At 65.1% G+C, this 12149-nt stretch carries 10 protein-coding genes and 1 tRNA gene; 5 read left to right on the top strand and 6 right to left on the bottom strand.

Annotated elements, in window-relative coordinates; translation table 11 throughout:
• Positions 1-2 precede the first annotated feature (2 nt).
• Complete coding sequence (locus tag AC4PTO_RS12160) at positions 3-1166, bottom strand: D-alanyl-D-alanine carboxypeptidase family protein (protein WP_492728813.1); 1164 nt, start codon at positions 1164-1166, stop codon at positions 3-5.
• Between the two features lie 18 nt (positions 1167-1184).
• Positions 1185-2066 (bottom strand): SPOR domain-containing protein, encoded by an 882-nt coding sequence (locus AC4PTO_RS12155; protein WP_492728812.1) that lies wholly within the window; start codon positions 2064-2066, stop codon positions 1185-1187.
• A gap of 335 nt (positions 2067-2401) precedes the next feature.
• Here AC4PTO_RS12155 and AC4PTO_RS12150 point away from each other — a divergent pair.
• A tRNA-Ser gene (locus AC4PTO_RS12150) sits at positions 2402-2491 on the top strand.
• A gap of 168 nt (positions 2492-2659) precedes the next feature.
• Positions 2660-3124: an Lrp/AsnC family transcriptional regulator gene (locus AC4PTO_RS12145; protein WP_492728810.1), complete on the top strand. Its 465-nt coding sequence runs from the start codon at positions 2660-2662 to the stop codon at positions 3122-3124.
• 27 nt (positions 3125-3151) lie between these two features.
• Here AC4PTO_RS12145 and AC4PTO_RS12140 read toward each other — a convergent pair whose 3' ends face one another.
• The 4 genes from AC4PTO_RS12140 to AC4PTO_RS12125 all read right to left on the bottom strand — a co-directional run bounded on the left by AC4PTO_RS12140 (position 3152) and on the right by AC4PTO_RS12125 (position 8239).
• Positions 3152-5554 carry a thiamine pyrophosphate-binding protein gene (locus AC4PTO_RS12140; protein ID WP_492728808.1) on the bottom strand — a complete coding sequence of 801 codons (2403 nt, stop codon included), beginning with the start codon at positions 5552-5554 and terminating at the stop codon, positions 3152-3154.
• A 239-nt stretch (positions 5555-5793) separates the two neighbouring features.
• Positions 5794-6690 carry a hydroxymethylglutaryl-CoA lyase gene (locus AC4PTO_RS12135; RefSeq protein ID WP_492728806.1) on the bottom strand — a complete coding sequence of 299 codons (897 nt, stop codon included), beginning with the start codon at positions 6688-6690 and terminating at the stop codon, positions 5794-5796.
• Positions 6691-6698: 8 nt separating this feature from the next.
• A complete protein-coding gene (locus AC4PTO_RS12130) occupies positions 6699-7490 on the bottom strand; it encodes an enoyl-CoA hydratase-related protein (protein WP_492728804.1) in 792 nt (263 codons plus the stop codon).
• Between the two features lie 8 nt (positions 7491-7498).
• Entirely contained in the window at positions 7499-8239 is a 741-nt protein-coding gene (locus AC4PTO_RS12125; protein ID WP_492728803.1) for a GntR family transcriptional regulator, read from the bottom strand.
• 160 nt (positions 8240-8399) lie between these two features.
• On the opposite strand from AC4PTO_RS12125, the gene AC4PTO_RS12120 reads away from it, so the two are divergent.
• From AC4PTO_RS12120 to AC4PTO_RS12110, 3 genes are all read left to right on the top strand, one after another.
• Positions 8400-9746 carry an MmgE/PrpD family protein gene (locus tag AC4PTO_RS12120; protein WP_492728801.1) on the top strand — a complete coding sequence of 449 codons (1347 nt, stop codon included), beginning with the start codon at positions 8400-8402 and terminating at the stop codon, positions 9744-9746.
• A 5-nt stretch (positions 9747-9751) separates the two neighbouring features.
• Positions 9752-10936 (top strand): acyl-CoA dehydrogenase family protein, encoded by a 1185-nt coding sequence (locus tag AC4PTO_RS12115; protein WP_492728799.1) that lies wholly within the window; start codon positions 9752-9754, stop codon positions 10934-10936.
• 83 nt (positions 10937-11019) lie between these two features.
• Positions 11020-12054, top strand: a complete 1035-nt coding sequence (locus AC4PTO_RS12110; protein WP_492728797.1) for a TRAP transporter substrate-binding protein — start codon at positions 11020-11022, stop codon at positions 12052-12054.
• Positions 12055-12149: the final 95 nt, after the last annotated feature.

Genomic DNA, 12149 nt, shown 5'->3' with positions numbered 1-12149 from the left:
GCTCAGCTGTTCACCGCGTCGATCGCCCGCGCGCTCAGCCGCCAGAAGGCGGCCTTCACGCGCACCAGAAAACCGCCCGCGGCCACATCGCTTTCGGCCACCAGCGGCACATGCCGCGCGTTTGCGATGCCGGGGGCGGTGATCACCAGCTCGCCATACTGGGTGCCGGCCGTGATCGGCGCTTCAAGGGGGCCGTCGAAGACCGCCTCGGCCTTCAGCCCTTCCTGCGCAAGCGCGGGGATCAGCATGGTGACATCCTCTGCCGGGACCAGCCCCACGGCGGGCGCATCGCCAAGCCAGACGGGCGCCTCGGCCAGGCGCTTGCCCTTGGGCGCGACCGTCTTCATGACGAATTGCCGGAAGGCCCAGTTGACGATACCCTCGGCCTCTTGCGCACGCCCGGCCTCGGATTCCAGTCCCGTGACGACGAAGACGATACGGCGGTCACCCTGCAAGGCCGAACCCACAAGGCCGTAGCCAGCTTCGGATGTATGTCCGGTTTTCAATCCGTCCGCCTTCCAGTCCGTGCCGCGCATGGTCAGAAGCGGGTTGCGGTTGTTCGCATTCGCCGGAGCCCGGTCCTTGTAGTTGAAATTGGTCTCGGAAAAGAGCGGGTAATATTCCGGGAACTCGGTGATCAGGCGCACCGAAAGGATCCCCAGATCCTCCATCGACATACGGTGCCCCGGATGCGGCCAGCCCGAGGAATTGGCGAAGATCGAGTTTTCCATGCCAAGCGTGCGTGCGCGTTCGGTCATCAGTTTGGCAAAGGCATCTTCCGAACCGGCAAGCCCCTCGGCCACCACCACGCACGCATCGTTGCCCGAGTTGATGATGATCCCGTGGATCAGCTCCTCCACGGTCGGCCGGTCCTGCTCGTTCAGAAACATGGTCGAGCCGCCCATCGCCTTGGCTCGCGCCGAGACCGAGAAGGTCGTGTCCATCGTTACCCGGCCGTCGCGCAACGCCTCGAACAGCATGTTCAATGTCATCAGCTTCGACATCGAGGCCGGCGGCAGTGCTACGTCGGCGCTTTTCTCCAGCAGCACCGTGCGGGTCGTCACGTCATAGACCCAGGCGGCACTCGCACGGGTTTCGAAGGCCTGTCCGGGCAGGGCGCCCAGAATCGTCAGCAGCAGGGCGGCGGCAAAACGGAATAGGGTCATGTTCGGTCGGCTTCCCGGTCAGTTCGAAACGGCATAGGCGTCGTTGTAGCCCAGGCCCTTGATTTTGGTGGTCATCGCATCGCGCTCGGCCGCCGATGCGGCGGGCCCGGCAAGGACGCGCCAGAAGGTCTTGCCCTGGCTTTCCTCCTTGCGGATGCTTTGGGCGATGCCGGCCTTGGCCAGTTGGTCGGCGGCGCGTTTGGCGTTCGCCTCCATGCTGAAGATGCCGATCTGGACATAGGATTTGAAGCCCGCGGCAGGTTTGGTCGGCGCGGCCGGCGCCGGCGGTTTCGCGGCAGGCGGGGTCGCGGCCGGGGGCGCGGCGGGCTTGGCGCTTGCCGCTGCGATCGCATTGGCCGCGTTGCTGGTGATCTCGTCGAGCGGTTTCGCCTCGATCTTCTCGGTGCCGATCGCGCCCGCGGCCTCGCTCGGGGTTTGTTCGGGTGCGATTTCGGGTTCGATCGTGGTTTCCTCGCGCCGCAGGGCAACGACCGAGATTCTGGTCGGCGCACCTGCCAGCATCCCCAGCGTTGCCGCCGCGTCGGACGAGACCTGAAGTTTCGGGCCGGGGTTATCGCGTTCGCGCCGGAACAGGGCCCCGATCACGGATTTGCCGTTCGCGGTGTTGCGGATGATGACGCGCTCGGGATCCTTGACATCGGGATGCGCGACCCAGACCCCGCCAAGCGAAGGCCGGCCATCCCAAAGCCCCTCTCCATCCGCCGAAAAGACCTCGGGGGCCTCCACATCGCGCTCGACCGTGCGGCCTTGGGCGCGCGGCGCCGCCGCCTCGGTGCCGGTGTCCGCATCGGCCTTTTTCAGGAAGCCAAGGGGCTGCTGCCCCTCTTCGCATCCCGCCAGCGTTGCGCCGATGCCCAATACCAGTACCCAACGGATCATTGCCTGCTTCGCCATAGTGCCCCTTCCCGCGCGGATTTGCCCGCGTCTGTCGCCCTGGTCCGAGAGCGGCGATCGAAAAGCCGCTGCCCAGGCGGCTCCGCCCTGCCACTGCGGACGTTTCGCACGAACATTAGCGGTTCCGCAAAGCCAAGAAAAGTGCGCCAAGCCCCCGCGCGCGGTTTTCAGCGCGTATCGGGCTTTCAGAATCGCGTGATCCGGTCTAGATCGCGCAGCAATCGCGAATGGTACTCCGGATCCCGCGAAGGCCGGTTCCCCAGGCGAATGACATAAGCGTGGCCAGCGGGTGCAAAGCGCCGATCGTGAAGCCGTGTCAAGGAAGCGTGGCCGAGTGGTTTAAGGCTCTGGTCTTGAAAACCAGCGTGGGGGAAACTCCACCGTGGGTTCGAATCCCACCGCTTCCGCCACCTTTCGTTTACATTGATCCGGAGCGTTGTTTTACGCTCGTTCGCTGCATTGCAGGTGTCGTGGCATGCCTTGTGGGCCGTCTGGTTAGGGGCTTTTGACGGGATCGCGCTCGTCGTGGAGGTTGTTTCGGGATATCCGGATATTGAAGAAAACCAGCGGGGATTCGCATGATCAAAGATATTGACGCCACGGATCGCAGGATTATTGCGGAATTGCAGCGTGATGCACGCCTCACCCATCAGGAGCTGAGCGAACGGGTCGGCCTGTCGCCCACACCTTGTGCGCGCCGTGTGCGCATCCTTGAGGAAAAGGGCTATATCACCGGCTATGCCGCGCTGATCGATGAAGGGCGGATGGGGTTCGGCTTTACCGTCTTCGTCTCGGTGCAGCTCGACCGGCAGGTCGATGACCGGCTGGTCAGTTTCGAAAAGGCCATCGCGCAATTCCCCGAGGTGGTCGATTGCTGGCTGATGACCGGAAACCGCGACTATCTGCTGCGCGTGGCGGTTTCCGGGCTGAATGAGTTCGAGCGCTTCCTGACCGGGCGGCTGACCAAGGTGTCCGGTGTTGCCGCACTCGAATCCTCAATCCCGATCCGGCGTGTGAAGGGGCTGCAGTCACGCCTGATCTGAACGGTCTTGCCGGGGGGGGGGGGGAGGCTAGCCCCGCACCAGGCCTCGCAACTCTTCCGGGCGGCGACCCGATGTCAGCGCGACAGCGCGTTCGGCGATGGTCTGCCGGTCGATGCCGAAATGGCGGTATAGATCGCCGATGGAACCGGTCTGCCCGAAATGCTCAACCCCGAGCGGCAACGTGCGATGCCCCGCCACGCCCCCTATCCACGACAGTGTCGCGGGATGGCCGTCAAGCACGGTGACAAGGCGGCATTCGCGGGGTAGGGGGCACAGCAGCCGTTCCACTTGCGACAGCGCTCCCATATTGCCACGCGCACGGGCGCGCTGCGCGGCGTTCCAGCCGGCATGCAACCGGTCGGCCGAAGTCACCGCCAGCACACCCACATCGCGCCGCCCTTGTGCGACGATCCCTGCCGCGGCAATCGCTTCGGGTGCGACGACGCCCTGATAGGCGATCACCACCTCGCAATTCGGACCGGGTTCACGCAACCAGTAGGCGCCGTCGATCGCGCCGCGGCGGAAAGCATCGTTATGGCGTTTGCCGGGCTGTTCGAGCGGGTTGGTCGAAAGCCGCAAATAGACCGAACCGCCGGTTTCGTCGCGCAGCCAGGTGCGCTCGTCCGGGTCGCCCTCGCCGTCGCGCTGCAGATAGTCGAAAGCCCATGCCATGATCACCGCCAGCTCGTCGACAAAGGCTGGCTCGAAGGCGGCAAGCCCGTCCTGTGCCATGCCGATAAGCGGGGTCGAGATCGACTGATGCGCGCCGCCTTCGGGCGCCAGCGTGATGCCCGAAGGCGTGCCTGCTATCAGGAAGCGCGCGTCCTGGTAGCAGGCATAGTTCAGTGCATCGAGCCCGCGGCAGACGAAGGGGTCATAGACCGTGCCCACCGGAATGAGCCTGCGCCCGAAAAGTGAATGCGCAAGCCCTGCGGCCCCCAGCAGCAGGAACAGGTTCATCTCTGCGATGCCAAGCTCGATATGCTGGCCTTCGGGAGCATGGTCCCATTTCGCGGTGGAGGCGATGCGACGCTCGCGGAAGGTGTCGTTGCGGGCTTCGCGTGCGAACAGCCCGCGCCGGTTCACCCAGGGGCCAAGCCCTGTGGTCCCGGTCACGTCGGGCGAGGTGGTGACGATCCGCGCGGCCAGCTTGCTGTCGCTCCGCGCCAGATCGTCGAGGATCTTGCCGAAGGCCTGCTGGGTCGAGATTTCGCGTGCGTTGTCCATCGTGATGGCAGGCACCTCGACAGGGTCGTCGTGCATCCGGCGCGGACCGGCGGCGAAGAAAGGGGCCGTGCGCAGGGCAAGGCCGAGTGCGGCCGGATTGGCAACGCCAGCCATCGGCTCCCATTCCTGCCCCTCGGGCACGCCCATCCGGCGCTGCCAGTCGGCCATTTGCGCCTTGGTCATCAGCCCGCCGTGATTGTCCTTGTGCCCTGCGATCGGCGTGCCCCAACCCTTGACGGTATAGGCCAGGAAACAGACAGGGCGGTCGTGGTCGATGGTGGCGAACGCCTCGGCCAGCGTTTCGACGCAGTTGCCGCCAAGGTTTTCCATCAGCGCGGCCAGATCGTCATCGCTACGCCGCTCGATCAGCGCGGTGACATCGCCCTGATCGCCCAGATCCTCCATCAGCCGGGCGCGCCAGACGGCGCCGCCCTCGAAGGTCAGCGCCGAGTAAAGTTCGTTCGGGCAGGCGTCGATCCATTCACGCAGCCGCTCGCCGCCCGGCTCGGAAAAGGCCGCGCGTTGCAGCGCACCGTATTTCAGCCGCACCACGTCCCAGCCGAAGGCGGTGAAGAGCCCCTCGATCCGGCTCCAGAGGCCTTCCTGCACGACACCATCGAGCGATTGGCGGTTGTAGTCCACGATCCACCAGCAATTGCGCAGCCCGTGTTTCCAGCCTTCTTGCAGGCATTCGTGGATATTGCCTTCGTCCAGTTCGGCGTCCCCCATCAGCGCGACCATCCGCCCCTGCGGCGTGCCTGCACCCCAGTCCTTGGCTTGGATGTAATCCTGAATGAGCGCCGCAAAGGCCGTGATCGCCACCCCCAGGCCTACCGAGCCGGTGGAGAAATCCACATCATCCACGTCTTTGGTGCGGCTGGGATAGGATTGCACGCCGCCATAGCCGCGGAAATTCTCCATCTTCTCGCGGCTGATATTGCCAAGCATATAGTGCATTGCGTGGAAGACGGGCGAGGCATGGGGCTTGACCGCCACCCGGTCCTCAGGGCGCAGCGCCGAGAAATAAAGCGCCGTCACGATCGAGACCATCGAGGCCGACGATGCCTGATGGCCGCCGACTTTGATACCGTCGGCCTTGGGGCGGATATGGTTGGCGTTGTGGATCATCCAGTGTGAAAGCCACAGCAGGCGCTGCTCGATCGCCTTGAGATCCTCGGTGCTTGTCGGTGCGGTCGTGCTCATGACATCCTCCTGGGTGCTGAGCCCTGCTTAGCACCGGAGTGGCGGCGATGATGACTAAATGCCATCGGTTTCTTTTAAAATTTTGGATGGTTGTTCCGTATTTTCTACCAGTATTGGCAAAATCCTCTACGGATAGAGGGGCCCCGGTCGCAAAGCTGCCGCCCCGATATTTGCCTTCGCGGTGCCATCGAAAAAGCCGCCCCGAAGGACGGCTTTTCATGGGCGTTTCCGGGGTTGGCTTAGGCGGCGTTAAGCCGGGGGCCGGCCTTCATCACCTGACCCGGCAAGTTGTATCCAAGAGCCTCTTGCAGGCGCTTTGCCACGCCGATAAGCGCGTGAAGGCCGATGCCGGTTTCATAGCCGCTTTCGGCGGCCAGATAGGCCAGATCCTCGGTGCAGACATTGCCGGTCGCGCCCACCGCGAAGGGGCATCCACCGATCCCGCCAAGTGCAGATTCATAGTGCGCAATCCCCGCCTCGATCCCGGCCTGGACATTGACCAGCCCGATGCCGCGCGTGTTGTGGAAATGCAGCGTCAGTTCGATCTCGGGGAAAAGCTCGGCCAGGTCGGCGCAAAGCCTGCGCACGATCGGGGGCGTCGCCATGCCCGTCGTGTCGCCAAGCGTGACGGCGCGCACGCCCATTGCCGCGAAAGCCTCGATCACCCGTGCAACCTCGTCGCTTGAGATATTGCCCTGCCAGGGGCAGCCGAATGCGGTGGGGACCGCCGCGCGCAGCATGCGCCCGGCCTTTTCGACGGCCTCGGCCACGGGAACCACGGAACGGAGCGACTCGGCGATGGTGCGGTTCACGTTGCGGATGTTGTGCGTTTCCGAGGCCGAGACGAACATCACCAGCTCGTCCACGCCGGTCTCCAGGGCTCGCTCCGCCCCGCGCATGTTGGGCACGAGTGCCGAGAGCGTTGCACCGCGCCCGCGCAGGGCGGAAACGACTTCTGCCGCATCGGAAAGCTGCGGCACGGCCTTGGGCGAGACGAAAGAGGTGGCCTCGATCCGCCTGAGGCCGGCCCCGATCAGGCCAAGGCCGATCTCGATCTTGGTTTCGGTGGGGATGAAACGCGGCTCCATCTGGAAGCCGTCGCGCATGCCCACTTCGGTGATGACAAGGTGCCGCATCTTTCCCCTCAGGTGCCGCTGAAGTGCGGCGCGCGCTTTTCGTTGAAGGCCAGCACGCCTTCGCGCCGGTCGGCGGTGGGGACGGTGCGGTTATAGGCCTCGATCTCCAGCGCGAGGCCGGTCTTGAGGTCGGTCTCGAAGCCCATGGTCATCGCGCGCTTGGCCTGCCGCACGGCGATGGGGCCGTTGGCCGCGATCGTCCGGGCAAGCTCGGCCACGCCGGGCATAAGCCTCTCCGCGGGCCAGACGCGGTTCACCATGCCCCAGCTTTCGGCCTCGGCGGCGCTGAACGGGCGGGTCGAGAAGATCAGCTCTTTCGCGCGGCGCAGGCCCACCGCGCGGGGCAGGGTCTGCGTGCCGCCGCCGCCCGGAATGATGCCAAGGCGCGGCTCGGTCAGGGCAAAGCGCGCGCCCTCGGCGGCGTGGATGAAATCGCAGGCAAGCGCCATCTCGGTGCCCCCGCCATAGGCCGCGCCGTTGACCGCTGCGATGATCGGCACGGGGCAGTCCATGATCGCGTAGAAGGCCTGCTCGAAGATCGCGTGCTGGCGCGCCCAGTCGGCATCGGACATGCCGTTGCGTTCGCGCAGATCGCCGCCCGCGCAGAAGGCGCGATCCCCCGCGCCGGTCAGGATCAGGCAGCGCAACCCGCGGGCATCGAGGATCAGCCCGGAAAACAGCGCCAGAAGATCGCGCCCCATCTGCGTATTGAGCGCATTCGCCGCCGCAGGCCGGTTCAGGGTGATCTGCGCGACATGATCGGAGATCTCGTCGTAGTGGAGCGTTTCATATTCGGTCATGGATCCCCTCAGCTTTCGCGTTTCAGCCGGATGGTCTGCGAGAAGCGGTTGCCCGGATGGAACGAGAGCGAGATCTCGAAAAGCTCGTTCTCGGGCGACCAGTAGCGGCGGCGTTCCATCAGCGCCGGACTGTCGGCTTCGCAGCGCAGAGCCTCGGCCAGATCGCCTGGCATGGCCACTGCGGTGATGTGGCGCTCGACTTCGGAAACCTGGAGGTCAAATTGTTCGGACAATCTTTGATAGATCGCCCGGTCGATGTCGCTGATCGATTCGCGGATGCTGATATAGGGCTCTGCCACATAGATTTCAGTCCAAGCGATCGGCAGATCCTGACTCTGCGCCTGGCGGAGCCCCGCGATGCGCAGCCAGCGGCTGCCAGTCGGGGCGCCCAGGGTTTGGGCCAGCTTGTCGCGCAAGACGACGATGCCTTCTTGTTGTTTGTGCAGCATCGTCTGCCGAGCGTATTCCGTAAGGTTTTCAACAGAATCAATTCTGTAACTGTAGGCTTTAGGAGGTTTTATCGCGGTGACGACCGTTCCGGACCCGGCGTGGCGCGACAGCATTCCTGCCTCTTGCAGCCCACGCAGAGCTTCGCGCACGGTGTGGCGCCCAAGCTTGTGGCGCTCGCAGAGTTCCTGCTCGCTCGGGAAGCGGCTGCCGACAGGGTAAATCCCTTCGGCCAGCTCTCTTGCAAGGCGTTCGCGTAGCTCTTGATAGAGCGGGGGGGTGATGCGGCGTGTTGAACTCATGCGGTGAATGTAATTATCCGGACATATTTTTGGCAAGGCGAAATTTGAAATTGACAAAGGGGTGTTTTACATCGCAATTATCCGGACAATAGGCTGGAGATGCTGGCAATAGTCCGGACAATGTACGGCGCGATGCCGTGGAGTGTTCGTTGGGGGGTGAATGGATCTCGTTGAACAGATCGGCGCGCTGGTCGAGGCGCAACACCGGCTGAGCGCCGCGGATGCCGAGGCGGCGGCAATGTCCTTCGAGGATACGCTGGCCGTGACTGCGGCCGGTTGGAGCGAAGACTCCGCCCGAATCGTGCGGCGTATCCATGGTGGGGCGCCGGGCGCGCTTGTCCCCGCGGACCAGGGAGCCGACCCGGAACATTGGGCGCTGACGATGGGCATTGCCGGTCATGCGCTGGATTATGACGATGTGCATCTGGTTTCGGTCACGCATCCCAGCGTGGTTCTGGTGCCCGCGCTTCTGGCCCTGGCTGATCGGAACCCCGATCTGGTGCCCCGCGTCCTGCCTGCCTATGCAGTCGGGTTGGGCGTGAATATCGCGCTTGGCAAGGCGCTTGGCTTTTCGCATTACGACATAGGTTGGCACGCGACCTCGACGATCGGGCCGCTTTCGGCCGCGGCGGCGCTGTCCCATTTGCTTGGGCTCGATGCGCGGGCGGCGCGCAACGCGCTGTCACTTGCGGCGGCGCAGGCCGGTGGGATGCAGCGCAATTTCGGCACCATGGCGAAACATGTCCAGGCCGGGCAGGCGGCGGCGGTGGCCGTGCGCGCGGCGCGCCTGGCCGAGGCCGGCATGACCGGTGCCGAGGACGTGTTCGGCCCGCGCGGCTTCCTCGATCTTTACGGTGGCCCAACGCCGGGCCAGCAGCCCGGCCGGATCACGGTGGTGCCCGACACGCGTTCGGTTTCGCGCAAGCTGTTTCCCTGTTGCTACCTCACGCACCGGATGATCGGCGCGGCGCTGGATCTGCATGCGCAGTTGACCGGCGGGCTTTCGCCCGATGCACGGATCGTGGTCGAGGTGCCCTATGGCGGGATGCGCCCGCTGCATGTCACCGATCCGCGCGACGGGGCCGAGGCGAAGTTCTGCGCCGCCTATTGCGTCGCGACGGCGCTTGTGCAGGGCCGGGTGGCCTTGGTCGATTTCACCACCGAGGCGGTGCATCGCCCTGCGATCCGCGCGCTGATGGCGCGGGTCGAGACGGTCGAGGAACCGCTGCGCGGCCCGGTTCCGGTGGGGATCGACCATGGCGAAGTGCGTATCCGGATCATGCGCGGCAACCGCTGCGTCGCGCAAAGCTGCGTGCGGTCCTATCCGGGGGCGCCCGACGCCCCCGCGCAGCCGGCGCAGTTCGCCGCCAAGATCGCCGATTGCCTGGCTATCGGCAGTCATACCACTCCCGAAGATTTCCGAACCCGGCTTCATGCACGGATCGGGTTCGACCCAAGGCAGGGCGCGGCGGCGCCGCATATTGCCGAAACGGAAGCAACAGGATGACAGACATGGCTCAGGACGACGCCCCGATCTCGGTCGAGATCGGCAACGACTATCCCGATATCCGCGAGGCGGTGCGCAAGATCTGTGCACCTTTCGACGGTGCCTATTGGCAAAAGCTCGAGGAAACCGACAGCTACCCTTCGGAATTCGTGCAGGCGCTGACCGAAAGCGGCTTTCTGGCCGTCCTGATCCCCGAGGAATATGGCGGGGCCGGCCTGCCGCTGCGGGCGGCGTCGGTGATCCTTGAGGAAATCCACTCGATGGGCTGCAATGCCGGGGCGTGCCACGCGCAGATGTATATCATGGGCACGCTTCTGCGCCATGGTTCGGAGGCACAGAAGCGCCAGTATCTGCCGCAGGTGGCCTCGGGCGCGCTGCGCCTGCAGGCCTTCGGCGTGACCGAGCCGACCTCCGGCTCGGACACCACGCAGCTGCGCACCCGCGCGGTGCGCGAGGGTGACGAATATGTCGTCAACGGGCAGAAGGTCTGGACCTCGCGCGCGCGCTACTCGGACCTGATGCTGCTTCTGGCGCGCACCACGCCCGCCGATCAGGTGGCGCGCAAGACCGACGGGCTTTCGGTCTTTCTGGTCGACATGCGCGAGGCGGTCGGCAACGGTCTCGAGATCCGCCCGATCCGGGCCATGGTCAACCACAACACGACCGAGCTTTACTTCGACAACCTGCGCATCCCGGCCTCGAGCCTGATTGGCGAAGAGGGCAAGGGCTTTCGCTACATCCTTGACGGGATGAATGCCGAACGCACGCTGGTGGCGTCGGAATGCCTGGGCGATGCGCGCTGGTTCATCGAGACCGCCAGCCGCTATGCCAGCGAGCGGCAGGTCTTCGGCCGTCCGATCGGCCAGAACCAGGGCATCCAGTTCCCGATCGCGCGGGCCTATGCCGACATGCGCGCAGGCGAGATGGTCCTGCGCCGCGCCTGCGCGCTTTTCGATGCGGGCGCGCCCTGCGGCGAGGATGCGAACATGGCCAAGCTGCTTTTGTCCGAGGCCTCCTGGAGCGCCGGCGAGGCCTGCATGCAGACCCTGGGCGGTTTCGGCTTTGCCTGCGAATACAATGTCGAACGCAAATGGCGCGAGACGCGGCTTTACCGGATCGCGCCGATTTCCTCGAACCTGATCCTGGCCTATCTCGGCCAGCACGTTCTGGGCATGCCGCGATCCTACTGACAGCACGATCCGCCCCGCGCCGAACTGTCCCCCGGCGCGGGACGATCCCTGACGGGACGAGGGACAGACCGGGAGGAGACATCATGAACATCAGACAAAGCCGGCGCGGGTTTCTCGCGCTTTCGGCGGCAACGCTGGGCATGGCCGCCACGCCGCTGCGCGCCCAAAGCCAGCAGGTGATCAAGATCGCCTACAACCTGCCCTCGCATCACGCCACGGGCACCTATTTCGAGACCCTCGCCGCCGAGATCTCCGAGCGGACCATGGAGACCTCGGTGCAGCTTGTGCCGCAGACCTTCCCCGACGGGCAGCTTTACAACGACACCCAGCTTCCCGACGCGATCTCCACGGGGGCCGCGCATATCGGCCAGATCAACCTGGGCTTCATGGCCGGCAGGGACGCCGAGGTGATCCGCGTCTGGTCGATGCCCTTCCTCTACCAGACCTGGGAGGCCGAGTGGGCCGCCGAGGACAGCCCCGCGATGACCGGCGCCTTCACCGAGACGCTGGCGCGCTACGACCAGCAGATGCTCAGCTGGCTGGCCTATGGCACGGTCGAGATCTATTCGAATTCCCCCGTCAACATGCCGGCCGACATGCAGGGCCTCAAGATGCGCTCCTTCGGACTGGATGCGACGGAGCTGCTGCGCAACTTGGGGGCCTCGCCGGTGACGATGAGCTCGCAAGAGGTCTATCAGGCGATGCAGCGCGGCACGATCGACGGCTTGCTGACCGGCCCGTCCTCGGTGCTTGGGCGCAAGCTTTTCGAAGTGTCGAAATACGGTACCAATGCTGCGATGATCCGGCTGCCTTTTGTGGCCTCGGCCTCGAAGATGTGGTGGGACGGGCTGCCCGAGGATACCCGGGCCGCCGTGCACGACGCCGCGATGATCGCCATGAAGGCCTCGCGCGATCAGGCCAAGGCCGACAGCTTGGTCGAGGAACAGAGTCTGCGCGACAAGGGCATGACCATCACCAGCTTCACGCCCGAACAGCGCGTCGCGTGGGAAGAGGCCGCCTCGGGTCTGCTCGAGGACTACAAGGCCAAGAACGGTGAGGTCGGCACCCGCATCCTCGAGGCCGTCGCCGCCGCGAATGCCGCGTATCCCGCTGCCTAAGACGGATTGCAGCCCATGTCCCCCGCGCCGGAACCGCTGCGGGGGGCATCGTGCGATACCGTCCCGGTATCGCCCCTTCAAATGGCGCCACCGCG

The organism is Rhodobacter maritimus (assembly GCF_058747975.1).
This window is presented reverse-complemented; position numbering and strand designations above follow the sequence as displayed.